The sequence below is a fragment of the Bacillus sp. z60-11 genome, assembly GCF_046464135.1.
Taxonomy (GTDB): Bacteria; Bacillota; Bacilli; order Bacillales; family Bacillaceae; genus Bacillus; species Bacillus sonorensis_A.
Genome location: NZ_JBIYSN010000011.1, coordinates 33,644 through 57,120, shown reverse-complemented (window position 1 = coordinate 57,120; position 23,477 = coordinate 33,644). Strand labels below are relative to the sequence as shown.

General features: G+C 46.3%; 25 protein-coding genes. 15 read left to right on the top strand and 10 right to left on the bottom strand.

Annotation, left to right across the window (positions count from 1 at the left end; translation table 11 throughout):
- Positions 1-153: 153 nt before the first annotated feature.
- Entirely contained in the window at positions 154-900 is a 747-nt protein-coding gene (locus ACINLD_RS21700) for an SDR family NAD(P)-dependent oxidoreductase (protein WP_026588720.1), read from the bottom strand.
- 186 nt (positions 901-1,086) lie between these two features.
- Here ACINLD_RS21700 and ACINLD_RS21695 point away from each other — a divergent pair, with 186 nt between their 5' ends.
- From ACINLD_RS21695 to ACINLD_RS21660, 8 genes are all read left to right on the top strand, one after another.
- The gene (locus ACINLD_RS21695; protein WP_026588719.1) at positions 1,087-1,668 is read left to right on the top strand and encodes a cob(I)yrinic acid a,c-diamide adenosyltransferase; all 582 of its coding nucleotides are present in this window, start codon (positions 1,087-1,089) and stop codon (positions 1,666-1,668) included.
- 133 nt (positions 1,669-1,801) lie between these two features.
- Positions 1,802-2,752: a pectinesterase family protein gene (locus ACINLD_RS21690; RefSeq protein ID WP_277691642.1), complete on the top strand. Its 951-nt coding sequence runs from the start codon at positions 1,802-1,804 to the stop codon at positions 2,750-2,752.
- Positions 2,753-2,903: 151 nt separating this feature from the next.
- The gene (locus ACINLD_RS21685) at positions 2,904-3,293 is read left to right on the top strand and encodes an MnhB domain-containing protein (RefSeq protein WP_026588717.1); all 390 of its coding nucleotides are present in this window, start codon (positions 2,904-2,906) and stop codon (positions 3,291-3,293) included.
- Positions 3,294-3,313: 20 nt separating this feature from the next.
- Positions 3,314-3,991, top strand: a complete 678-nt coding sequence (gene liaH, locus ACINLD_RS21680; protein WP_026588716.1) for a stress responsive protein LiaH — start codon at positions 3,314-3,316, stop codon at positions 3,989-3,991.
- Positions 3,992-4,094: 103 nt separating this feature from the next.
- Positions 4,095-4,955 (top strand): DUF4097 domain-containing protein, encoded by an 861-nt coding sequence (locus tag ACINLD_RS21675; protein WP_277691641.1) that lies wholly within the window; start codon positions 4,095-4,097, stop codon positions 4,953-4,955.
- A 30-nt stretch (positions 4,956-4,985) separates the two neighbouring features.
- A complete protein-coding gene (gene liaF, locus ACINLD_RS21670) occupies positions 4,986-5,717 on the top strand; it encodes a cell wall-active antibiotics response protein LiaF (RefSeq protein ID WP_026588714.1) in 732 nt (243 codons plus the stop codon).
- Entirely contained in the window at positions 5,714-6,796 is a 1,083-nt protein-coding gene (gene liaS, locus ACINLD_RS21665) for a two-component system sensor histidine kinase LiaS (protein WP_026588713.1), read from the top strand. The genes liaF and liaS overlap by 4 nt, the downstream gene beginning before the upstream one ends.
- Positions 6,774-7,409, top strand: coding sequence for a response regulator (locus ACINLD_RS21660; protein WP_026588712.1), 636 nt, complete (start codon positions 6,774-6,776; stop codon positions 7,407-7,409). The genes liaS and ACINLD_RS21660 overlap by 23 nt, the downstream gene beginning before the upstream one ends.
- A 36-nt stretch (positions 7,410-7,445) precedes the next feature.
- On the opposite strand, the gene ACINLD_RS21655 is transcribed toward ACINLD_RS21660, so the two are convergent.
- The 4 genes from ACINLD_RS21655 to ACINLD_RS21640 are packed head-to-tail and all read right to left on the bottom strand — an operon-like array spanning position 7,446 to position 11,506.
- Positions 7,446-7,832 carry a hypothetical protein gene (locus tag ACINLD_RS21655; protein ID WP_026588711.1) on the bottom strand — a complete coding sequence of 129 codons (387 nt, stop codon included), beginning with the start codon at positions 7,830-7,832 and terminating at the stop codon, positions 7,446-7,448.
- A gap of 44 nt (positions 7,833-7,876) precedes the next feature.
- Complete coding sequence (locus tag ACINLD_RS21650; RefSeq protein ID WP_277691640.1) at positions 7,877-8,998, bottom strand: Ger(x)C family spore germination protein; 1,122 nt, start codon at positions 8,996-8,998, stop codon at positions 7,877-7,879.
- On the bottom strand, positions 8,995-10,095 hold the full coding sequence (locus ACINLD_RS21645; RefSeq protein ID WP_026588709.1) for an endospore germination permease: 1,101 nt from the start codon (positions 10,093-10,095) through the stop codon (positions 8,995-8,997). The genes ACINLD_RS21650 and ACINLD_RS21645 overlap by 4 nt, the downstream gene beginning before the upstream one ends.
- Complete coding sequence (locus ACINLD_RS21640; protein WP_026588708.1) at positions 10,064-11,506, bottom strand: spore germination protein; 1,443 nt, start codon at positions 11,504-11,506, stop codon at positions 10,064-10,066. The genes ACINLD_RS21645 and ACINLD_RS21640 overlap by 32 nt, the downstream gene beginning before the upstream one ends.
- Positions 11,507-11,632: 126 nt before the next feature.
- Here ACINLD_RS21640 and ACINLD_RS21635 point away from each other — a divergent pair, with 126 nt between their 5' ends.
- Together ACINLD_RS21635 and fumC are read left to right on the top strand one after the other, a co-directional pair.
- Positions 11,633-11,800, top strand: coding sequence for a YvzF family protein (locus ACINLD_RS21635; RefSeq protein ID WP_077735545.1), 168 nt, complete (start codon positions 11,633-11,635; stop codon positions 11,798-11,800).
- Between the two features lie 80 nt (positions 11,801-11,880).
- Positions 11,881-13,269 (top strand): class II fumarate hydratase, encoded by a 1,389-nt coding sequence (gene fumC / locus ACINLD_RS21630; protein WP_277691639.1) that lies wholly within the window; start codon positions 11,881-11,883, stop codon positions 13,267-13,269.
- Positions 13,270-13,316: 47 nt separating this feature from the next.
- Here fumC and ACINLD_RS21625 read toward each other — a convergent pair whose 3' ends face one another.
- The gene (locus ACINLD_RS21625) at positions 13,317-14,210 is read right to left on the bottom strand and encodes a TetR/AcrR family transcriptional regulator (protein ID WP_026588706.1); all 894 of its coding nucleotides are present in this window, start codon (positions 14,208-14,210) and stop codon (positions 13,317-13,319) included.
- 186 nt (positions 14,211-14,396) lie between these two features.
- Here ACINLD_RS21625 and spxO point away from each other — a divergent pair, with 186 nt between their 5' ends.
- A complete protein-coding gene (spxO, locus tag ACINLD_RS21620) occupies positions 14,397-14,561 on the top strand; it encodes an anti-adapter protein SpxO (protein WP_179115645.1) in 165 nt (54 codons plus the stop codon).
- Between the two features lie 23 nt (positions 14,562-14,584).
- On the opposite strand, the gene ACINLD_RS21615 is transcribed toward spxO, so the two are convergent.
- On the bottom strand, positions 14,585-15,931 hold the full coding sequence (locus tag ACINLD_RS21615; protein ID WP_026588705.1) for a sensor histidine kinase: 1,347 nt from the start codon (positions 15,929-15,931) through the stop codon (positions 14,585-14,587).
- Positions 15,928-16,602: a response regulator transcription factor gene (locus ACINLD_RS21610; protein WP_026588704.1), complete on the bottom strand. Its 675-nt coding sequence runs from the start codon at positions 16,600-16,602 to the stop codon at positions 15,928-15,930. The genes ACINLD_RS21615 and ACINLD_RS21610 overlap by 4 nt, the downstream gene beginning before the upstream one ends.
- Positions 16,603-16,844: 242 nt before the next feature.
- Between ACINLD_RS21610 and ACINLD_RS21605 the strand changes: the two genes are divergently transcribed.
- Positions 16,845-18,215, top strand: a complete 1,371-nt coding sequence (locus tag ACINLD_RS21605; RefSeq protein WP_026588703.1) for a S1C family serine protease — start codon at positions 16,845-16,847, stop codon at positions 18,213-18,215.
- A 114-nt stretch (positions 18,216-18,329) separates the two neighbouring features.
- Here the strand turns inward: ACINLD_RS21605 and ACINLD_RS21600 are convergent, their stop codons facing one another.
- On the bottom strand, positions 18,330-18,794 hold the full coding sequence (locus tag ACINLD_RS21600; protein WP_410207187.1) for a Dps family protein: 465 nt from the start codon (positions 18,792-18,794) through the stop codon (positions 18,330-18,332).
- A gap of 79 nt (positions 18,795-18,873) precedes the next feature.
- A complete protein-coding gene (locus tag ACINLD_RS21595; RefSeq protein ID WP_410207186.1) occupies positions 18,874-19,731 on the bottom strand; it encodes an oxidoreductase in 858 nt (285 codons plus the stop codon).
- 155 nt (positions 19,732-19,886) lie between these two features.
- Here ACINLD_RS21595 and ACINLD_RS21590 point away from each other — a divergent pair, with 155 nt between their 5' ends.
- The 3 genes from ACINLD_RS21590 to ACINLD_RS21580 all read left to right on the top strand — a co-directional run bounded on the left by ACINLD_RS21590 (position 19,887) and on the right by ACINLD_RS21580 (position 23,465).
- Positions 19,887-21,041, top strand: coding sequence for a D-alanyl-D-alanine carboxypeptidase family protein (locus ACINLD_RS21590; protein ID WP_409444247.1), 1,155 nt, complete (start codon positions 19,887-19,889; stop codon positions 21,039-21,041).
- A gap of 108 nt (positions 21,042-21,149) precedes the next feature.
- Entirely contained in the window at positions 21,150-22,934 is a 1,785-nt protein-coding gene (locus tag ACINLD_RS21585; RefSeq protein ID WP_026588698.1) for a M3 family oligoendopeptidase, read from the top strand.
- A gap of 81 nt (positions 22,935-23,015) precedes the next feature.
- On the top strand, positions 23,016-23,465 hold the full coding sequence (locus tag ACINLD_RS21580; RefSeq protein ID WP_026588697.1) for a YusW family protein: 450 nt from the start codon (positions 23,016-23,018) through the stop codon (positions 23,463-23,465).
- Positions 23,466-23,477 lie beyond the last annotated feature (12 nt).

Sequence of the window (23,477 nt, the reverse complement as noted above, 5' to 3'; positions counted from 1 at the left end):
TAGCGAAGCTAGGCTAGGAGTGTGGGAGGCCTTTTTCTGTTTCTTTGTAAGAAGAAAAACATATCAAAACCTATTTAAAACAAAAAGCTTGTAGAAAAACATGGGTTTCTCTACAAGCTGAGAAGAGCCTTCCGATTAAGGAGGCTCTTCTTTTTAGTTCATATAGGTGCCGCCGTTAATATTAATGGTTTCGCCTGTCATAAAGTCAGATTTGTCAGAGGCAAGAAAGGCGACAACGTTTGCGACATGCTCTGGTGAGCCGAGCATTTTCAGCGGAATCCGTTCGACGACTGCTGCGCGATACTCCTCGCTCCACTGCTTGCTCATATCCGTTTCAATCGGCCCGGGGCAGACGGCGTTGACATGAATGCGGTGTTCAGCAAGCTCCTTTGCCAAATGCATCGTTAAATAGTTGATGCCTGCTTTCGATGCACCGTAAGCAGGAGAGGCATTGTGATGCGGTGTTTTGCTCGTCGTAGAGCTCATGTTCACGATTTTTCCGCCGCCCTGTTTGATCATTTCCGGGATGACAGCCTGACACATGAGAAAGGTGCCGGTTAAATTTAAATCTATCACTTTTTTCCACTCTTCAAGCGACGTATCAACGGTTGTTTTGCGCAAATTAATGCCGGCGTTGTTGACCAAAATATCGATCCGCCCAAACCGCTGTTTTGCCTCAGCGATGAGAAGCGAAGCTGTTTCTGGCAAACTGGCATCACCGGCAACATAAGAAGCACACTTTCTCTCAGTATTCAATTGTGTGCACAGAGACTTGAGCAATTCTTCGTTTGTCCCATTGATGACGACATTTGCCCCTTTATCCGCAAGCAACTCCGCAATGGCTCTGCCGATGCCGCGGCTTGCACCTGTGATAATGGCCGTTTGCTGATTCAATTCCATCCTCATCCCACCTGTCTTTGAATAAAACCGTTTACAATTCTATTATAAAAGTGAGTGTTTCTTTATTCAACAACATTTTGTTTTTGATAATTGTTTCGAAAATGTGTGTTTCATAATGAAACGATCTATGCAGCCGTTATAAACAGGGTATACTATAGAGACAAGTGATCAAGAGAGGAGTATGAAATGAAACTCTATACAAAAACAGGCGATCAGGGAAAAACGAGTTTAATTGGCGGAAGGGCCGATAAAGATCATCTTAGAGTGGAAGCGTACGGTACACTGGATGAAGCAAACAGTTTCATCGGGCTGGCTCAATCTTATTTAAAAGCAGAAGAGGCGCTCTTTCATGATGTTTTGTCAGAGTTGACTGTCATCCAGCATGAGCTGTTCGACTGCGGTGGTGATTTGGCGCATGTCAATGTTCAGGAAGAAGGCAAGCTGAAGGCTGAATCGATCACCATGCTTGAAGAACGAATTGATGCCTATGTCGAGGAAGCACCGCAGCTGACTAAGTTTATACTTCCAGGCGGAACAGAAGCGGCATCATATTTGCATGCAGCGAGAACGGTCATCAGAAGAGCTGAACGAAAAATTGTCGCTTTGGCCAAAGAAGAAGACATTCCGCCGCTTGCGCTGCCATACGTCAACCGGCTGTCCGATTATTTATTTGCGGCGGCGCGCATTGTCAATCACCGGCTCGGGGAAGCGGATGTCGAATATGAACGAAGCGCTGACGTATTCCGGACAAAGAAAAAATCAGAATGAGCCATTTACTTCACCAACTTTTTTTCAAACAGAAACGGGTCGATTGAGCAGATCAAGCCGTTTTCCGGCAGGGGAAAACGGCTTTTTGTCGTAAACTTTAAAGTAAGCGTTTTCAAAAAGAGGGGGAGTTCTGTTGAGCAATCGTGGAAAAGCGGCAATCAGGCTGACGGTATCAAAAGATGGGGGCGGCGAATTTCATACGGTTCAAGAGGCAATCGATGCATTGCCGGAGTACAATTATGAACAAAAGGAAATCTTCATTAAAAAAGGCGTTTATAAAGAAGTCGTTCACATCCCTGCGACAAAGCCGTTTGTTAAGCTGATCGGCGAAAGCGGACACGACACCGTCATCACGTATGATAATTACGCAGGTAAGGAAAAGGAAGGGGGAGGAAGGTATGGAACGAGCGGAAGCGCCAGCGTATTTATATATGCAGATGATGTTGAAGCCAGAAATTTGACATTTGAGAATTCGTTTGACCGAACGAAAGTAGATACGGATGGAACACAGGCGGTGGCGGTCTATGCGAAAGGAAACCGGATGATGTTTAAAAATTCGCGGTTTATCGGCAGACAGGATACGTTGTTTGTCAATGATGGAACACAATATTTTGACCGCTGCTATATTGAAGGGGATGTCGATTTTATCTTTGGAGGAGCAAGGGCGGTTTTTGAAAATTGCCAGATTCATAGTACGGACCGCGGCTCCGCCACCAACAACGGCTATGTGACAGCTGCCAGCACACATATCACGAAACCGTTCGGCCTTTTGATCCAAAACTGCAGGCTGACAAGCGATGCAGCTGCCGGAACGGTATGGCTCGGACGCCCGTGGCATCCGGGCGGAGATCCTGACGCTATTGCCAGCGTGTTGTATCGCAATTGCAGCCTGGACGCCCATATTCAGATTGAAGGGTGGACAGATATGTCAGGCTTTGCGGCCGCTGATGCCAGGTTGTATGAATACCGGAATACCGGGCCTGGGGCCATTTTGCATGAAGCGAGGCGGCAGTTGACCGATCAGGAAGCGGAAAGCTGGACCATTGAAAACGTACTTGACGGCTGGAATCCGAAAATGAATTGACACAAGGACCGCTCGGGAAGAGCGGTCTTTGTGATGTTTGGTCTTATCCGAATTACGACTCTGGTCTGACGGTAAAATCAATCTGTGACTCGTTTTGTCGAAAGCAGAAATTGACTATAGTGAATACATGAAGAAGAAAGGAGGAGCAAACATGAATATAAATGGAAAATCGATCATCGGCTTTTTTCTGATCCTGTTTGGCATTTCGCTGTTTTTCGGGGGAGGCCATATCGGGGGGCTGATCACAGGAGTAATCGGTGTTTTGCTGATTTATCTCGGCTTGAAAAAGTGGAAAGAAGACCGACGATTTGCCGCTGTCATCTTGGCCATCATCGGCATCATGTTTTTGGGAGGGTCTCTTCCATTTCTGATCGGCATCGCACTGGCCGCAGCCATGGTTTATTTCGGCTGGAACATGATGAAGCAGAGTGGAAAGCAAGAAGAAAGCATCTATTATGGAGAGAATACAGAGCCTTCTGCAGCATCCTATGATACAAGCTTTGATGCGGAATGGGAAGACTTTTTGAAAAAGAATAAATAAACTTTAGGGAGGACGAAATCATGGCGTTCAAAAGAATCAGAGATATGTTTGTCGCAACAGTAAATGAAGGATTGGATAAAATGGAAAACCCGCGGGTGATGCTGAATCAATACGTACGCGATATGGAAAGCGACATCGCGAAGGCAAAACATACGATTGTCAAGCAGCAGACGATTGAGCAAAGTTTCAAAGGGAAGTATGAAGAGGCTGAAAAACTGACCGTTAAACGCAAAAACCAGGCCCAGCTTGCTTTTGATGCAGGTGAAGAAGAGCTTGCCAAAAAAGCGCTTTCCGAAATGAAGTATTTTGAAGCCAAAACCGCTGAATATCAAGAGGCTCATCAGCATGCGAAAAAACAGCTTGCTGAATTAAAAGAACAGCTGAAAACGCTCGAAGTCAAACTGCGCGACATTAAGGACAGAAAACATGCATTAATCGCCCGGGCAAACGCTGTCAAAGCAAAAGAGCATATGAATGCTTCCTTCAATAAAATCGATAGCGAAAGCGCGTACCGTGAATTTATGAGAATGGAAAACCGTATTGAAGAAATGGAAACGAAAGTCAACAGCTATGCCGAGCTTTCCGCGGGATCTCCGTACAGCCGCCTTGAATATGCGAAAGAGGTTGAACAAGAGCTTGAAAACATGCGGGCGAAAAAAGCCGGATTGGAAAAGAAAACAGCAGCCGGCAATGAATAATCAGGGGGCTTTAAAGGCCCCTTCCTTCAATTTTTGATTTCTTTCAAACAAAATGTTCCTTATAATAAGGAGCATACACTTACTTGCCGAAAGGATTAAGCATATGAAGAAAACGATAGGGAAGCTGATGATTCTCGCCGGCATTCTGATCTTTGCCTGCTTCATCTATAATGGCGCAGGCGGTTTTTCATTCGGCGGTTTCAATCAAAAGGCAGACCATACAGCCGCGGCTTCGCTGAAGGGAATCAGTGCGATCGATATCAACGCCAAAAGCATCACGGTCAACATCAAAGCCGAACAGCGCGATGATATAACCGCCGAGCTGACAGGCAATGCGCGCCTCGAGTCAGCGGAAAAGGGAAATACCCTTCAGCTCACCGTTCACCCGAAGCCTTTTCAATATTTCTTTTTTCAAAAGAATGAACTTGTTGTCAAAGTTCCTTATGAATACAAAGATGATCTGTCCGTTATATCAGGAAGCGGCAATGTGAAAATATCAGGCGGACGTTTAGCCTTAAATAAGGTCACATTAAGCTCAGGAAGCGGTACCCAGAAAGTGGATCAGCTCCAGGCAGAAGAGCTGGAAGTCCAAGGGACATCGGGAAATATTCGTTTGAAAGATGTTCGGACAGCGGAGGGGGATATTCGCTCAACATCCGGAAACACAGAGCTTGAAAATGTGACAGGCAGATTGAACATCAAGCAGACGTCAGGTGACTTGCGAGCTTCTTTTTCTGCTGTTGATGCCCCTTTGAGCATCAAACAGACATCGGGAAACGCCAAACTCGACCTACCCGACGATGCGGACATCAGCCTTGAAGCAACATCGACAAGCGGCAGCATCAGCCATTCTTTTTCCTTTGATCAGATCAGCAGCGATAAACGGACCCTGACTGGAAAAAACGGAAATGGCAAAAATAAAATTGATATCTCGCTGACAAGCGGGAATGTATCCATTGAATAACCAAGCAAAAGAAAGGGGGCCCGGGTCGGCATGCGTCTTACAAAAAACCAATTGATCGGACTTATCATCGTCTTGTTCGGAATCAGCATATTTTTGCAAAACAGCGGGCTTGGAGACGTTTTATTCTGGCCGCTCGCTTTTCTGTTTGCCGGGTATTTTCTTCATAAATATTCGCGCCGCTGGCTCGGGTCCGTGATGTATATTTTTGCAGGCTTCCTGCTGTTAAAGGATATTTTCAGCATTACATTCAGCCTGTTCGGCTTCTTTTTTGCCGCCTTTTTAATCTATGCGGGATACAGGCTGGTCACAAATCAGCCTGTTTTTGACCGCAGTAAACCGAAAGACCGCCAAGCGCGCGAAACGGACCCGGAACGGTATCGGAAAAAAAAGAACGCAGGCCAGCGCAGCTTTTTTTTCGGTGATGTGAAATTGATGAAAACGCCTTTTGATTTAAATGATTTGAACATATCGGGTTTCATCGGAGATGTGAAAATCGATTTGTCGAAAGCGATCATTTCAGATGAGGATCATACGATCGTGATCACCGGGCTGATGGGGGATGTCGACATTTACATTCCGTCCGACCTCGATGTGTCGATCAGCTCTTCGGTGTTAATCGGCGATGTTGATATTATCGGGGAAAGGCAAAGCGGCATGGGCAACCAAATCTACACCGAGTCGGAGCATTACGAACAATCGGCAAGACGGGTCAAAATCTCGATCTCTCTGTTGATCGGTGATGTGGATGTGCGGTTTATATGAAAACGAACAGGCTTGCAAATATTCAGTGGCGCGCCGTCCGTTTGTCATTGGGGGTCAGCTTTACAGTCTTTATTGCCGTTTTGGGCTTCATGCTCTTCTACTATCAGCTCGACCCGCGAGTGCTCATCGCTTCCAGATGGTTCGGCATTCCGTTTATCGCTCTCCTGCTGTTGATCAGTGCTGCTGTCGGCTTCGCTTCCGGCTACATGTTCGGCAATCAGCTCAAAAAACGGCTCGAAAAACTGATCGAATCGATCATAAGGTACGAAAACGGCAATTTTGCGTATAGGATTCCGTCGCTTGGCGATGATGAAATCGGGCTTGCAGCCGATCAATTGAACGAAATGGCCGTAAGGATCGAAAGGCAGGTCGCCTCTCTGCAAAAGCTGTCCAATGAAAGGGCGGAATGGCAGGAGCAAATGAAAAAAGCCGTTGTCTCAGAAGAGCGCCAGCGGCTGGCGCGGGAATTGCACGATGCGGTAAGTCAGCAGCTGTTCGCGATTTCGATGATGACTTCAGCCGTTCTCGAAGGAGCCGCGGGTGATGAGAAACTCACACAGAGGCTGAAAATGGTCGAAAAAATGGCGGCCGACGCACAAAATGAGATGCGGGCGCTGCTGTTGCACTTAAGGCCGGTTACCCTTGAAGGAAAAGGTTTAACAGAAGGGCTTGCCGACCTTTTGAAAGAGTTTAAAGCGAAACAGTCGATTGATATCGATTGGGAAATCGATGATACCGAAAAGCTCGCGAAGGGTGTCGAAGACCATCTGTTCAGAATTGTCCAAGAAGCGCTTTCCAATGTCTTCAGGCATTCAAAGGCGACCAAAGTGTCCGTCAGGCTCTTGTTCAGAAACAAGCAGCTTCAGCTGAAGGTGATTGACAACGGGGAAGGGTTTCAGATGGACGACGTGAAGACCTCCTCTTACGGGCTCAATTCCATTAAGGAAAGGGCGAGCGAAGTCGGCGGGGTGGCGGAAATTATTTCATTTGCGGGAAAAGGAACACAGGTTGATGTAAAGGTTCCGATCTTTGACCAAGGAAAAGGAGAGACCGAAGGTGATTCGAGTACTGTTAATTGATGATCATGAAATGGTGAGAATGGGGCTGGCTGCTTTTTTGGAATCACAGCCGGACATAGAGGTGATCGGCGAAGCTTCAGATGGCAGGCTCGGCGTCGAGCTGGCGATTGAAAAAAAGCCCGATGTTATTTTGATGGACCTTGTGATGGAAGGGATGGATGGCATTGAGGCGACAAAGGAAATCTGCGGGAAGCTTGACGATCCGAAAATCATCGTTTTGACAAGTTTTATCGATGATGACAAAGTATATCCGGTCATCGAAGCAGGCGCGCTCAGCTATTTGCTGAAAACGTCGAAAGCGAGTGAAATCGCCGATGCCATCAGAGCGGCGAGCATAGGCGAACCAAAGCTGGAAGCAAAGGTAGCCGGAAAAGTGCTGTCAAAGCTGAGACATTCGTCAGGGGAACAGCCGCTGCATGAATCGCTGACAGCGAGGGAACTTGAAATCCTCAAGCTTGTGGCGGAAGGAAAAACAAATAAAGATATTGCCGAAGAATTATTCATTACGATTAAAACCGTCAAAACCCATGTCACCAATATCCTTTCCAAGCTTGAGGTCGATGACCGTACACAAGCCGCCGTCTATGCGCACCGAAACAAGCTCGTTCAGTAAAAAAAGCCAAAAAACAGCTTTCTGATGAAAGCCGTTTCAGCCGTTCCAATATTTCCGGTCATCAGCTGCGGGCAAAGTGAAAGATTCTGCCTCAGCGGTTTGAACGGGTTCTGCTGCGGTCTCGTTTTTTTGATGATCATGTTTGCCCGTGATATCGCTTGTCTTGCAAATGAGATCGAGCCGTTCGGCGAGAGCGGTGTTGTTTTTTTCCTGCAAATCAATCAGCTTGCTGATGCCGAGCAAAATAAAGCCGCCGATGACGGAAAAAACCGGTGTGGAGAGATACGAACCAATCGTGAAGAACAGCATCGACTGCGAATCCTCCATATACGGGTCATAAAGGACGTCATTGATAATAAAACCGGACAAAATAATTGCCGCCGCAATCATTACAATCCCTGTTACCTGCAATATCCGCTTCAAGCTACATCACCCTTTCACACCCATTCTATCAAAAAATTCTGCGCCTATCTCACCTTCGCCGCCCCTTTTGTTCCAAAGTCCTGGATGGTGGCTTTGATATGATAGTCGATATCGGCTTTTGTGAAGTAGTGATCCCAATTGTGTTTTTCTTTTTTCCATCTTTTCGGATATTGGATTCTGACATAGTCGGAAAAATCGGTGACATCCGCTTTGATATCGCGCTGCAAGCGGTTGATGAGAGTCCTGACTCTTTTTTCAATATCTTTTTGAATGGAACGTTCAATGGCTTTAATATAATCGGGATTAAAAGAATCCTCGCCTTTATACCAGTCTTCAGACAATCTTCCTTTAATATCGGAATGAACATCAAACTGATATCTTCCGTTTTTTCTCGTTGTTTGAACGCGGTGTGTCATCGAAAACACTTCAAAGGAAAACAAATGCCCTTTGTGTCTCGCATCAATGACGCCGCCTGTCACTTTCCCCGTCAACAAATTCAAAGCCATAATTTCTTCCGGAGAAATATTGGCGATCGGCCTGTTATTTTTGAGAATGGCCCCGCCGCCCATCTGCAGCTCACCCTTTATCGCGGTAATCTTTGGCATGATAAAAGACAAGCCCTTCTGCATGTTAATTGAAATGTCCCCCAATGTGACCGGCTCAAGCAATTTAATCGTCGACTGCCTGTTCTGTGAGACGTTGTGTATCACTTCTGAAGCGGGATCCCCTGCATCATCGATTTTCAAAAAAGGACCGGCTTCTCCTGATGTCATATAGACTTCACTGCTTCTTCTGAGGCTGTTGTCACGGATGAACTGGTTGACTATGGCGTCTAAAGAAATCTCCGATACGAGATCCTCCGAGAACAGAATAACCTGCAGGTGCTGTGAGAAAACCGGGAAGTTTTTCAAAGCGGTCGACCGGATCGTTTGATGGACCGTATCTCCGGAGGTGGATACAACCTTGGTCTGATCTTGGGCGTTGCCGGGTTGGCCGATTTTTTTGGGAACGAGAAACTGAAATGTCATCTTCACTTTTTTGTCGTCTTCGCCTTTGTCCATCGCAAGGCCGATGGCAATGCTGAGCTCTTCGATCTGCCTGCTGTCCCAGCAGCCTGTCAAAAGGAGAGTCAGGGACAGCACGGCTAACAATCCCTTTTGTCTCACGAAGCTTTAAACCTCCTTTTAGCGGAAACGATGATAAACATGAGAAGCGGAAGCACGCAGAAAACGACGATAAAGACATAACCTAAATTATCGCTGAAAACGGAGACATCATTGACGTCTTTCGGCAAAAGGGATGCCAGGTAAGCAGCGGCGCCGATGAAAAATACGTTTTTTTTGACGGGCCATCCGAATACATGTTCAAGCCCTGACGCGGCAAAGTAGGTATAGACGACAAACGTGGAGAAAAACTGAATCGTCCAGATGACGAGCAAAAAAGATTCGAATCGTTCGATGAAAATACCTCTGATTTCAAATGATTGAAATAAAGAAATCGTCGGCCAGGTCATCGTCATCACTTCAGTTGCGGTCAGCGCGCCTACGACTACGGTGAACGTCAGCACATATAAAATAAGCGGGATGCCGAAGCCGATGGCGGTGGCTCTGAACAGCTTTTCTTTGTTTTTAATATACTTTGGCAGAAACAGCATGGTCTCGACGCCTAAAAATGAAATGGAGACAACTGTCAAAGCGCTTGTGACCGAGCCGAATCCCAAACCGAGAATAGGCCTTAAATTGTTGATTTGAAACATATTCAGGCTCAGACCGTAGACGACAAGCAGAACAACGAGCGTGATCGACAGAAAAAACGGGAAAATCTTTGACATGTCGCTGATGCCGCCGACAACCATATAGATCGCGCAAATCACGAACGCGAAAATCGTCACACCCATCGGGGTGAATTGAAGCAGGAAAAATTTGACCATCTCAGCCATCGCTCGCGCTTCAAAGCTTGCCACTGCAAAAAAATACAAAACGATCATCAGGTTCAATAGATTCCCGATGATGAAGCCGCAGCCTTCTTTCGTATAATCAAAAAAGGTGAGGACGTTGTGTTTTTTGACGATTTTGGCGTTCAAATAAATGATCAAAATAAAAACAATTCCTTCCAAAGCCAAAACGATCCAGCCGTCAGGGGAGACCGTTTTTTGCGTGAGTGACCTTGGAAGCGTCAAGAGTCCCGCGCCAAGCATCGTGCTTGTGATAATAGAAGCGGCTTCATATGTGCTAATCCGATCGTGCTGATTTTTTTGCCCCATTTTGATGACTCACCTCACGATTCTTTGTCGGTAAACGAATGATCGCTTCATCCGAATGTTTTAAGCTGAAAAAATGGTTGGGATTAAAATACGGGATGCCAAAGCTTCGCTGCCTCACCAAATGGGTGAAGATCACCATCATCCATAAAATGATCCCGTACAGTCCGAACACGGCAGCGACAATCATGGAAATAAAGCGCAGCACCCGAAACGACAGCCCCATCCCATATTGAGGAACCGTGAATGAAGCAAGAGCGATGATGCTGACGATGATCACCATGACCGAGCTGACAATATTCGCTTGAACGGCCGCCTGACCGATGACCACGCCTCCGACTAAACCGATCGTCTGGCCGAGCGGGTTTGGAAGTCTTAAACCCGCTTCCCTTAAAAGCTCAATCGTCACTTCCATAATCAGCGCTTCAAGCAGCGGAGGAAACGGAACATTTTCCCGCGTGCTGGCAATGGTTACAGCAAGAGCGGTCGGCAGCATCCCCTGGTGAAATGAAACGAGGGATATATAAAAAGCCGATAAAAACAAGGTGATAAAAATCGAGCTGAACCTTAAAAACCTGATCAGGGTCGTGGCGATCCACCGCTCGTAATAATCGTCCGGAGACTGCATCACCATGCCGAACGATGCCGGAACGATCAAAGCAAACGGCGAATAATCGACAAAGATGGCGATCCGACCGTTGAACAGTGCGGACGATACTTTATCAGGTCTTTCTGTGTTTTGAATCTGCGGAAACGGTGAAAACTTGTTGTCTTCAATCAGTTCTTCAAGCACACCCGAATCTTGAATGTCATCAAGCTGAACCTTTTTCAAACGCTTTTTCAGATCGGTGATGATCGCCTTGTCCGCTTTGCCGTTTATATATAAAATGGTTGCGTGTTTCAGCTTGCTTTTACCGATCGGCATCTTCTCAACGATCAAATCCTGATCAGGAACGCGCTGCCTGATGAGCGCCACATTTGTCTCCACGTCTTCGATAAAGCCGACTTTCGGCCCTCTGACGACATTTTCTGTATTGACCTCTCCGAGGCTTCTTTTCTTTTTTGCAAATGTCGGCAGCGAAAAAACGGTATTCATGCCGTTTACCAACAGGAGGCACTTTCCTTGAAAAATCGCGTTTATCGCATCTTTTTCCTTGCGGATGGGCTCGGCGTTCAGTTTGTTTAAGCGGAGGCGGACGTCTTCCAGTGTGAGAGAACTTCCATCAGTGCACAGCGTTTTGGCGGCTTTCTGAATTTTGGTGTCATCATTCAGTTCGCGAAAATACAAAAAATAGAAAATGATGCCGCTGTCCAGCATTTTTTTGTTTTGAACGAGGTCATCGTTTTGCTCGAGATGAGGAAGAAGCAAACTGAGATTTTCGTGGATATGATCCTTAAACTCCGACTGATTCATGCTGTCACCTGCCTTGCTCGTTTCTGATGATGGATATAGGTTATCTTTTCCTGTTAAAAAAACAATATACTGTGTTACAGTAGTGTTTGGTGAAATTTTCATTGAACAGAGACGGAGTGAGAAGAGTTGGCGCAGATCAGGCTTACGGGGAAGTCGGAGGAGATTGAACGCATTATCCAATCTTTTTCAAAGCATTATGACGTATCATACGTTTCAAAGGAATACGGAAGGACAAATCCGAAATATAAATATGCAAAAGATTCGCGAGTTTATATTGAGCTAAAATTAAAATAAAGCTAAAATTTAAATAAGAGGGTTTTTGCAAAATGTATCGAAATAAGATGAATGCAGACTATAGAAGGAAGGGATACATAGTGGATTACAGAATTGAAAAAGATACGATGGGTGAAGTCAAAGTTCCCGCTGATAAGTTTTGGGGGGCGCAAACCCAGCGAAGCAAGGAGAACTTTAAAATCGGTTCTGAGAAAATGCCGCAGGAAATTGTGTATGCGTTTGCAATTTTAAAAAGAAGCGCAGCCATCGCCAATGAAAAACTCGGAAATCTCGAAGCGGAAAAGGCCGAAGCCATCGTGTCCGTTTGCGACGACATTTTGAAAGGCAAATATGACAGCCATTTCCCTCTTGTTGTCTGGCAGACCGGAAGCGGTACGCAAAGCAACATGAATATGAATGAAGTCGTCGCCAACAGAGGTACGGCCTATCTTGAGGAAAAAGGGTCAAGCCTGAAAATCCACCCGAACGATGATGTCAACCGCAGCCAAAGCTCAAACGACACCTTCCCGACAGCGATGCACGTCGCAGCGGTTCTGGCGATTTACGAAAAGCTTGTTCCGGCGATTGACCGCTTAAGAAACACGCTGAATGAAAAGGCGGAAAGCTATCAGGATGTCGTCAAAATCGGCCGCACCCACCTGCAGGATGCGACACCTCTTACACTGGGACAGGAGATCAGCGGCTGGGTGTATATGCTTGACCGCTCTAAGGAAATGATTCTGGAAGCGACCGAGAAAATCCGCGAACTTGCCATCGGAGGCACGGCGGTTGGAACAGGGATCAACGCCCATCCGGAATTCGGCAGCAAGGTTGCCGAAGAAATCAGCAGCCTGACCGGGCAGACTTTCAGAAGCTCGCCGAACAAATTCCACGCGCTGACAAGCCATGATGAGCTGACACACGTGCATGGCGCTCTTAAAGCGCTTGCAGCCGACCTGATGAAAATCGCCAATGATGTCAGATGGCTGGCGAGCGGACCGCGCTGCGGAATCGGCGAGCTGATCATTCCTGAAAATGAACCGGGAAGCTCCATTATGCCGGGCAAAGTAAACCCTACACAAAGCGAAGCCTTGACAATGGTCGCCTCCCAAATCATGGGGAATGACGCAACGATCGGCTTTGCGGCAAGTCAGGGGAATTTTGAATTGAATGTCTTCAAGCCGGTGATCATTTATAATTTCCTGCAATCGGTTCAGCTCCTCGCCGACGGCATGAATTCATTCCACGACAAATGCGCCGTGGGCATTGAACCGAATCAGAAGACAATCGATAAGAACCTGACGAACTCTCTGATGCTTGTCACCGCTTTAAATCCGCATATCGGCTATGAAAATGCGGCGAAGATCGCGAAGCTGGCTCATAAAGAGGGATTGACCCTGAAAGAAGCGGCGCTTAAACTGAATCTGTTAACAGAAGAACAGTTTGATGAGGTCGTGAAACCTGAAGAAATGGTAAAACCGAAAGCATAGCAAAAAAACGGCTGCACATTGCGGCCGTTTTTTTATAGCTATAGCGGTTAAAGGAGCCGCTGATCATTCGTTTCCGGTTTTTTTCTGAGCAATTCGGCGAGTTTGACCGCTTCTTTTTGCAGCGCTTCGTATTCCTTTATATTATACAGCATGCCTTTAATGATCGCGTTTCTAGGCTTTTGTTTCCGCAGCTCTTTGTCCAAAATACCGAGGCTTTCAGTCAGATCGGAAGGCGGGGCCCCTTGATAGCGCTTGTCTGCTTTGATCCGCATTTCTTTAAGCAGGGCTTCTTTGAGCGGATCGAACGTATAGAAAGGCCCGAACCACTTGTCAGCTTCTTCGATGGAAATGAGCGGCATTTCGTTTCGCTTCATGATTCCTTCGGCCAAGTCGTCAAGACGGTTCAGCAGATGGTCTGCGAGAAGGTGAAGATCAATAGAATGGTGCAGCAAAATCATCAATTCAAGATATACGTCGCTCATTCCGTTGATCATAAAGCAGAGTTCGGCGCTGTACGGTTCAATATCTTTGCCGTAAATTTGGCGGATGTTTTCCATATGGAGCTTAAGCGTTGTCGTCCGCATTTTTTTGGCGAAAGATTCAATCTCTTCATTGATCGGCAGCGAGCGTTCATTGAACTGCATGGTGATGAATTCTTTATGCTCAAGAATATTTTCAAAAAATACGGCGAGCTGTTTCCGGTAGACGTCCCGTGGATTGTCATTTTCCGTTTGAATTTTTTGGATTCGGGTAAATATTTTATCGTAGTAATAATGAAGCACTGAAAGGAGAAGCGCTTCTTTTGATTTGAAATAGATATAGAAAGCGCCTTTTGAGATTTGGCATTCCTTTGCAATTTCCTGTACCGATGTAGAACTATACCCTTTTTTGGCAAATAGCTTAATCGCTGTTTCGATTATGACTCTCTCTTTTTCTCTCACGACCTTCACCTTCCTGAAAGGTTAACATTTCAAGTTTTTTAGGCTGCACCCGCTGACTGCGGGGTCACCTCTATTGTCCCGTCATAATTTTAACTAGATTGTAACTTGTTTTTTTGTTTGATATTATTTATATTATAAAGTAAGGTGACCGAGTGGTCAAAATTTGCGGAGAAAGGGTGAATATTGATGAAAGAAATCGATGAAATGATCAGCCGCCTGCGCAGCAGGGGAATCAAAGTGGACAAAGTCAAATACCCCAAACACATGCTGTCGGAAAAGAAATGGCTGAAAAAGCAAAAGAAAGCGATCAAACCGAACTACCGCGATTTCAACGGCTATTCGTTTATATAAAAAAAGACTGCAGCGTCTACAGTCTATTTTTTAGGAACGGATATCGTGTAACAAACACCTGTTTCATCATTTCGAATGGTCATATCAGCTTGATGAAGAGTCAAAATTCGTTTGACGATGCTGAGCCCAATGCCAAATTCGCCTTTCTTCCCTTTATTAAAAGGCTCGTACAGGCTGGAAAGCATCTCTTCTTCAATGTGGGGACCGTCATTTTTGATGATGATCATCGTATATGTTTTCGCAGATTTCACGCTGATTTCGATACGTGTTTCCGCATAGCGGATCTGGTTTTCAAGAACGTTTTCCATCAGCTTGCTCCATTGTTCTTGATCGCCTGTCAACATTGTTTCCTCTTCAAAATCAACCTTCCAGATCAGTTCTTTTTTAGACCATCTCAAGCGTTCAACAACTTCTTTTATCACCTTTTGTATATCAAACGTTCCGTATTGTCTTTCCTGTCTCAGCAAATAATCGAGCTTTGTGAGGTACAAGAGGTCTTTGATTTTCTTTTCCAGCTTTTCAGCTTCACCTTCGATAACATGAATCGTGTTTTCCAAATCGCCTTTCGGATAAATGCCGTCTTTGATTGACTGGGTATATCCGCGGATCACCATGACGGGCGTTTTCAGATCGTGGGAGATGTTTTGCAGGAGCGTCCGCTCTGTCTCATCCTTTTGAATCAGTTTCTGGCGCATATCCTCAATGGTATGTCCGAGCTTTCCGATTTCATCCTCCCTGTCGACGATGACCGGATCGTCCCAATCCTGTTTTGAAATCCGTTTGACATGCTTTTCCAGCGTCACAAGCGGCCTTGATAAATACTTTGCCAGCCAAATCGATGGTATCCAGCTTAGCAAAATGACGACGATCAAAATAAACAGAAGCTGTTTGAACAGGGTATATGATAAGTCATCCCTGTAGGAATCAAGCGCATATGACAATAATAGAAACGTCTCATCCTGGGTCCTGAATTTTTTGAGCACAAAGAAAACATGCTTGCCATTGACATTTTCTGAATATCTCTTTGAAGATGCCGTCTGTTTTTTACCCAGTTTTTGCACTTTCTTGATAAACGAATCCGGCAAAATCTGCGGACTTTGGTAGACCGTCCCGTTTTCGGGCAGCAGAACATGCTGTACATAGCGGTTCGTGCTTCGCGAGCCATTGCCTCCGCCAAATTCCCTTTCGGGTGAATCGGAAAATCCGTATTCCGTCAGGACGTGCTGCTCATTTTCAATGTTTGTATAAATCTCATCTGTGAAAAAGTTTCGTAACGTCGATGAAAATAAGAATATAAGGAAAATCGAGACGGTTAATAAAATTCCGCAAATGACCGCCCAGATTTGAAATGCGAGCGATTTATTTTTCATGATTTCAACATCCTGTATCCAAACCCGTAGATCGTCTCCACTTTGAGTTCAGGCATTTTTTTGCGCAGTCTTCTGACAAGGTCGTCCACAACCCGGTCTGTCCCAAAGTAATCATCTCCCCAGACGCTGGTGAGAATATCCTCTCTTGAAAAGGCGCGGCCCTGGTTGTTCATAAAGAGGAGCAGAAGGTCGAATTCCTTTGATGTCAGATTAATCATCATGTCCTTTTCATAGACTTCCCTCAGATCCTCGAAGACTTCATAGACGGAAACAGCCGTTCCTTTTTTCTTTGCGGACGGGTCTTCTTTATATATAAGCTTGAGAAGCTTCTGAACGCGGATGATCAATTCGCGCGGAAGAAACGGCTTGGAAATATAATCGCTGCTGCCGAGTTCCAGACCGAGCACCCTGTCGATATCCGCATCCCGTGCGGAAATAAAGATGACGGGAACATCGGGATCTTCATTTTTTATTTCTTTTATTAGCGTATAGCCGTCGATATCTGGTAACATAATATCGAGAATCCATAAATGAGGTGACTGGCCGATTTTTTGCCTGGCGCTTTCACCATTCAGAAAAGAAGTGACGTGCCAGCCTTCGCTTTCTAAATATTTTGTCAGCAATTCATTTAAATTCTCTTCATCTTCAACTAGATAAATGGTGTATGACAAGGTCGGTTCACATCCTTTCTACGTCATTATACTAGTTTTAACACACGTCTGGTCAATTTTCATAATTTCACATATTCTTTTCATTTTTATCCCATAATGTTTCGATAAGATGCTTAACAGGGAAGAAAGGAATTTGCATGAAATGAAACATATACGGCCGGTATCTCTTTTTTTTGTGAGTGTTAAAGCTTTCTGCCATTTGCGAACGTTGAAGACAAGAAAAATAAAGGAAGTGTACGCTTATGGACTTTAGACGCGATGACGAGCAAAAAAATGAACATGAACAGCCTCAGCAAGAAGAGGCAAAGATACCGCAAACAGCGGGTTCTGAGGAACAAGGCAGAAGCCTGCCGGCAAACGAACCCGAATTGATTTTACAAAAGGATGCGGATGAAGAGCCGGATCCTGCTCATGAGGAAACAGCCGCAGCCCTTGAACAGGGCAGGGAAGCGAGAACAGCAAAAGAAAAGCGGCGCAAGGCATCATGGCTCAGTCCGATTTTGGGAGGCATCATCGGCGGCGGACTGGTATTGGGGATTTCACCGTATCTGCCGGCCGATCATCAAGATGATGCAGCAGGCGGCAAACAGACGGTGCCGAAACAATCGCAGAACTTTACGACAAAGCCTGTGACAGACGCCAACAATGTTGCCGATATGGTGGAAGACTTGGAGCCGACGATTGTCGGAGTCTCCAATATTCAAGCCAGCTTCGGCTTTTCCGAGGATGATGTTGAAGAAAGCGGGACAGGGTCCGGCGTCATCTTTAAAAAAGACGGCGATAAAGCCTATATCATTACAAACAACCATGTTGTTGAAGGAGCAACAAAGGTTACGATTTCTTTATACAACGGGAAAACGACCGATGCCAAGATCATCGGCAGTGATGCGCTGACCGATTTGGCAGTTTTGCAGATCAGCAGCAAAAACGTTGAAAAGGTTGCAAGTTTCGGAGATTCTTCAAAACTGCGGGCAGGCGAGAAAGTGATCGCGATCGGAAACCCTCTCGGCCTTCAATTTTCACGAACGGTCACAGAGGGGATCATCAGCGGTGTCAACCGGACGATCGAAGTCTCCACATCTGAGGGCAATTGGGATATGAACGTCCTTCAGACGGATGCGGCGATCAACCCGGGCAACAGCGGCGGGCCGCTGATCAACTCCAGCGGCCAGGTCATCGGCATCAACAGCCTGAAGATCAGTCAGACCGGCGTCGAATCGCTTGGCTTTGCCATCCCGAGCAATGATGTACAGCCGATTGTCGATGAGCTGTTGCAAAAAGGAAAAGTGGAACGGCCGTTCCTGGGCGTTCAAATGATCGATATGCAGCAGGTTCCTGAACAATATCAGACGAATACGCTGGGTCTCTTTGGAGATCAGCTCAATACCGGTGTGTATATTGATAAAGTGTCGCCGAATTCGCCTGCAGACAAAGCCGGAATGAAGGCGGGCGATGTCGTCATCAAAATGAACGGAACAAAAGTTGAAACGACTTCCGATCTCAGAAAAATTCTTTATACGGAAACAAAAGCGGGAGAGACCGCCACATTTGAAGTGCTGAGAAAAGGCAAGGAAAAAACGCTGAAAGCGAAGCTTACGAAAAGTAAATCATAAATAAAAAAGCCATGGCGCGTGCCATGGCTTTTTTGCGTGCCGAATTTGATATCGGCATCAGAGCGTTTTTTAAAACATTTGAAAGCCATGGCAATCTGCCACGGCTTCTGTATATTACTCGCCCAAAAATGAAGAAAGCATCCAAATTTGCTTATCAATTTCCTCTGTTAAGGCGATATAAAGGTCAGCGGTAGAATGGTCTGATTTATCTTCGGCAAGTTCAATGGTATGCTGAATTTCCGTCCGGATTTGCCGGTAGTCGCTGATCAGTGATGATACCATTTCAGATGCTGTTTCTTCTGAACCGGAATCAGAGATGGTGCCGTGATCAAGATATTCTTTCATGGTTGAAAGCGGACGCCCGCCGATGGCAAGCAGCCTTTCCGCGATGACATCGGCTGTTTCAGCGGCGTGATTGTAAAGCTCTTCAAATTTTTCATGCAAGGTAAAGAAGTGCGGTCCTTTTACATACCAATGGAAGCGGTGAAGCTTCGTGTAGAGGATGAACCAGTTTGACAAATTTGTATTCATTGAGTTTTCAAGTACAGGATTTTGTTGTTTTAGTTGTTGTGTGATCATGTAAAATTTCCTCCTCGTGTTTTTCATTTGTTAATTATATTATAACAAATATAAAATTAAAATCAATACTAAATTATAATTATTTTAAATAACCTGATTTAAACAGATTTTTGCCGACCGCCCACTCCCATATCCGCCATGGCAGCAATGCGTGGCAGAAAATCAGCAGGCCTACGCCTTTGCCGATCGGATAGCGCAGCTTTTTAAGCCGCTTTTTTTGCGCGAGACGGCTGATCAATCGGGCCACTTCTTCGGGATTTCCGTATTGCTTGCGGTTTTTTGCAATGAAGTCCGAGATTTGGGCAAAGTATCCGGCGTATGGAGAACCCGCATCAGGGACAGTTACCTGTCCGGCTAAAGAAGTGTCCCAGATCGCCGTCTTATAGGAGCCCGGCTCGATGACGGCCACATCGATTCCGAATGGGCGCAGCTCGAGGCGAAGGCTTTCTGAGAATCCTTCGACGGCATGTTTTGAAGAGGCGTAAGGCGAAAAAGCGGGAAAAGCGATTCGTCCGCTGATGCTGCTGATATTGATGATCTTGGCGCCGCCGTTTTTCTTCATATAAGGAAGAACGGCTTGAGTGACGGCGATTAATCCGAACACATTCGTTTCATACTGTTTTCTGTACTGCTCTAGAGGCAGCTCTTCGGCAAAGCCCCCGTAAGCTGTCCCCGCATTATTGACGAGAAGGTCAACGGCTCCGTAACCTTTAAGTTTTTCAGAGAATGATGAAATGGAATGCTCTTTTGTGACGTCAAGCGCTATGACGGTAATCGAAGCTTCAGCGCCAAGCTCGGCGATGCGTTTTTGCAATGCTGCCGCTTTTTCCGGCTGCCTCGCCGTTGCGATCACAAAATGGGTTTCGGCAAGCTTTAATGCGGTCAATAAACCAAAGCCGCTGCTGGCTCCCGTTACGATTGCGGTTTTGTCTTTCAAAGCGTTTCCTCCGTTCCTATTTTGACATGTTGACAAATTGTTCTTGCCAGAGGATTGATAACATTGATAGAATTTAGAAAGTGCTAAAAGACCTATTTTTCAGAAAAAGTCTGCTGATTCACGCAGCAGTTTGATATTAAAGGCAGGGTGACACGATGAAAACGAAAATACATCTCCTCTTCTGCATTGTACTATGTTCGACCATGTTTTTTCATGGTTCGGCTAAAGCAGGGGAAAAAAAGAAGCCGCGTATTCAAAGCGTTTCCGCTATATTGATTGACGCGAAATCGGGACAGGTGATATATGAAAAAAACGGCGGCAAAAAAATGTATCCCGCCAGCATTACAAAAATTGCGACAGCGATTTATGCGATCGAAAAAGGAAATCTGAAAGATCGTGTGAAAGTCAGCAAAAGAGCGGCTGATACGGAAGGGACAAGCGTTTACCTGGAAGAAGGGGAAACGGTGCCCTTAAAACGGCTGCTTCAAGGGCTGCTGATGAATTCCGGCAATGATGCCGGAACGGCGATTGCTGAACATGTAAGCGGCAGTGTTGAACGGTTTGCCGACGACTTGAACGCGTTTGTCGCAGAGCGTGCGGGAGCCAAAGATACGCATTTCACAAATCCCCACGGACTGTTTGACAAGGATCATTACACGACGGCCTCAGACATGGCGAAAATAACGGAATATGCGATGAGAAACAAGACCTTCCGTGACATTTTTTCACAGAAGCAAATGGCCTGGCACGGCGAGACCTGGGACACGACATTGAAAAACCATCATCGCATGCTGATCGGAGAAATTCCTTATCAAGGGATAACCGGCGGCAAAAACGGATATGTGGATGAATCGAAGCACACCCTTGTCACAACGGCGTCGCGGGGAAGCCTGGATTTGATCGCCGTTGTGATGAAAGCAGACCATCAAAACATGATGTACAAGGATACAAAAGCGCTTTTGGATGAAGGGTTTAACGGGTTTGAAACAGCCGCATATAAAAAGGGAAGCCGGTTTGCGGCCAAGGACGGGACAAGCCTTGAACTGGAACACCCTGTATTTGTCACAAAAAAGAAAGGCGAAGTGCTCAGTGAAAGCCTGGGAAGCGACGGAGTGCTGAAAATCAAAGGGGAGGACGGGAGACTGTTGAAATCCGTTAAGATCGCCGATCCGTCCGTGGAAAACGGCGCGGATCAGGCTGCGGCCGCTCAAGGCGGACCGCAGAATAAAAGCGGGCTATTTTTATTCGCCTTCGGTCTGGTCAGCCTGGCGGCCGCAAGCTATGCCGTCAAACGGCTGCGCCAGCTGTAAAAACATCATAAAAGCGTGCCGGTTGCTCATGGCCCGGCCGCTTTTTTTACCTCAGGAAGGTAAAATTATCTTATAATGGAAACATGACGAACAAGGGGGGTTTTTCAAGTGGCATATCATCATCTCAAGGACACATGGGATCTCGATGTTTTCTTTAAAGGCGGGAGCGATTCTAAAGCCTTTCAGGCATATTTAAAAGAAATCAGCTCACTGCTCTCCACTTTTAAAGAAAAGGCGGAAGCCCTGTATGTATCAAAAACGGAGCTCGGCGCCCTCAAAGAGGCGCTGGCGCTCTTTGAAGAAACCGATGTGAAAATCAGGGAGGCGCAGGCGTATATCGGCTGTCTGCAAGCACAGGACACGACCGATTTAAAGGCGAACGCCCTCAATTTTGAAATCACACAGATGGCTGCAGAGTTTCAAAAGGTGTTGACCGTTTTAGACAGCAAGCTTGCTGACGTTTCAAACGAAGACTGGAAAACGATTCTGAAGGATGAAGAGCTTTCGGCTATCGCCTATATTTTGAATGAAAGGCGAACACGGGTAACCGAAAAGCTCGGCACCGAACAGGAGTCATTGATTCAAGGGCTGTCTGTCGACGGATACCATGCCTGGGGGGATCTGTACAACAGCATCATCAATCAAATTCAAATTCCGTATGAAGAAGATGGGGAAACCAAAATTCTGTCTGTCGGACAAGCGCAAAATCTGACGTCCAAACCTGACCGGAAGATCCGCAGCTCCGTATTTGAAAACCTTGATCATGGCTGGAAGCAGCACGCCGATTTATTAAGCAGCACCCTGAATCACCTTGCGGGCTTCAGACTGAACGTATATAAGGCAAGGGACTGGGACAGTGTCCTGAAGGAGCCGCTTGACGTCAACCGGATGAAGCAGGAAACCCTTGATGTGATGTGGGAGGTCATTATCGATCATAAACAGCCGTTTGCCGACTACCTTTTGCGGAAAGCGTCTCTTTTTGGTTTGGATCGGTTGAGCTGGTATGATGTCGATGCTCCAATCGGCTCTGCCGCAAAGGAATATTCGTATCATGAAGCGGCCGGTTTTATCACCAGCCAGTTTGACAAGTTTGGCAAAAAGCTGTCCGCATTTACGGAAAAGGCGTTCAAGGACAGATGGATTGAAGCGGAAGACAGGGGAGGCAAACGTCCAGGCGGCTTTTGCGCCAACTTCCCTGACAGCGGTCAATCGAGGATATTTATGACATTCGCCGGCAGTCCGTCGAATGTATCGACACTTGCGCACGAGCTCGGCCATGCTTTTCACCAGGAAACCATCCTTGGCGAAAGGCCGCTGAACAGGGCGTATGCGATGAATGTGGCGGAAACGGCTTCAACATTCGCGGAAATGATCGTGGCCGATGCCGCTTTGAAAGAAGCTGATTCAGATGAGGAAAAGCTCGTTCTTCTGGAAGACAAAGTACAGCGGAGCGTCGCTTTCTTTATGAACATCCATGCGAGATTTTTATTTGAAACCCGCTTTTATGAGGAACGCAAAAAGGGGGTCGTCTCTGTCGACAAGCTGAATGAGCTGATGGAAGAAGCGCAAAAAGAAGCGTTTTGCGGGGCGCTTGGGGAATACCATCCTTATTTCTGGGCTTCCAAGCTCCATTTTTACATTACATCTGTGCCGTTTTACAATTTTCCTTACACGTTCGGCTACTTGTTTTCGCTCGGTATTTATGCACAGGCTTTGAAAGAAGGGCGCGCGTTTGAGGAAAAATATATCGCGCTTTTAAAAGATACAGCCTCCATGACGGTTGAAGATCTGGCGATGAAGCATCTCGGCGCTGATTTGACACAGCGGGGCTTTTGGGAAGACGCCATTCAGCTGGCTGTCCGGGATGCGGAAGCATTTTTAGCGCTGACTTAAAAAGTGAGATTCCTCCTGTTTGCATGAGTTTACGGCAAACTGGACATAGCTAATAGTAATGTCCATATAGGAGTGAACTGTATGAACGTTTTTCGGATCGCCTGTTTTCTTGTGTCCGTCGTCTTGTTAAACGGGTGTCAGTCCGTTGCCGAACAGCAGGCGGAAGGCGAGGAAACAATCGGAAAGGACGCCCCTGTTGCGGATGTAAACAGCATTCCCTTTGACCGGTTTGTGTTAAAGGTGAGCTACGGTGACGGCAAACATAATACATTTGAAGCAAGCTACGCAAAACAAGAGCGGGAAGAAGCTGAAATCATCGACAGGCTGAACGATCTGGATCGCGAGGGAGAAGAAGCGCTGAACGAAATGAAGATGGTGTTGAGCGAGCTATCAATCGCCAAATCCGATTCGCAGTCAGACGTCATCCGCCATGTGCTGGAAGCCTTTAATCTGGATGAAGGATATGACCGGTTTCAGCTGCAGGTTAAATGGCCTGACGGAACGGCAAAACGGTATACCGGAAAATCATAAAGGAGCATTTCC

Bases quoted from the DNA above. Each gene is read 5' to 3' on its own strand.
- ACINLD_RS21675 (WP_277691641.1), top strand. From the start codon at position 4,095: ATGAAGAAAACGATAGGGAAGCTGATGATTCTCGCCGGCATTCTGATC.
- ACINLD_RS21685 (WP_026588717.1), top strand. From the start codon at position 2,904: ATGAATATAAATGGAAAATCGATCATCGGCTTTTTTCTGATCCTGTTT.
- ACINLD_RS21645 (WP_026588709.1), bottom strand. From the start codon at position 10,095: ATGGGGCAAAAAAATCAGCACGATCGGATTAGCACATATGAAGCCGCT.
- ACINLD_RS21580 (WP_026588697.1), top strand. From the start codon at position 23,016: ATGAACGTTTTTCGGATCGCCTGTTTTCTTGTGTCCGTCGTCTTGTTA.
- liaF (WP_026588714.1), top strand. From the start codon at position 4,986: ATGCGTCTTACAAAAAACCAATTGATCGGACTTATCATCGTCTTGTTC.
- spxO (WP_179115645.1), top strand. From the start codon at position 14,397: ATGAAAGAAATCGATGAAATGATCAGCCGCCTGCGCAGCAGGGGAATC.
- ACINLD_RS21600 (WP_410207187.1), bottom strand. From the start codon at position 18,794: ATGATCACACAACAACTAAAACAACAAAATCCTGTACTTGAAAACTCA.
- ACINLD_RS21605 (WP_026588703.1), top strand. From the start codon at position 16,845: ATGGACTTTAGACGCGATGACGAGCAAAAAAATGAACATGAACAGCCT.
- liaH (WP_026588716.1), top strand. From the start codon at position 3,314: ATGGCGTTCAAAAGAATCAGAGATATGTTTGTCGCAACAGTAAATGAA.
- ACINLD_RS21700 (WP_026588720.1), bottom strand. From the start codon at position 900: ATGGAATTGAATCAGCAAACGGCCATTATCACAGGTGCAAGCCGCGGC.
- ACINLD_RS21615 (WP_026588705.1), bottom strand. From the start codon at position 15,931: ATGAAAAATAAATCGCTCGCATTTCAAATCTGGGCGGTCATTTGCGGA.
- ACINLD_RS21695 (WP_026588719.1), top strand. From the start codon at position 1,087: ATGAAACTCTATACAAAAACAGGCGATCAGGGAAAAACGAGTTTAATT.
- ACINLD_RS21590 (WP_409444247.1), top strand. From the start codon at position 19,887: ATGAAAACGAAAATACATCTCCTCTTCTGCATTGTACTATGTTCGACC.
- ACINLD_RS21640 (WP_026588708.1), bottom strand. From the start codon at position 11,506: ATGAATCAGTCGGAGTTTAAGGATCATATCCACGAAAATCTCAGTTTG.
- liaS (WP_026588713.1), top strand. From the start codon at position 5,714: ATGAAAACGAACAGGCTTGCAAATATTCAGTGGCGCGCCGTCCGTTTG.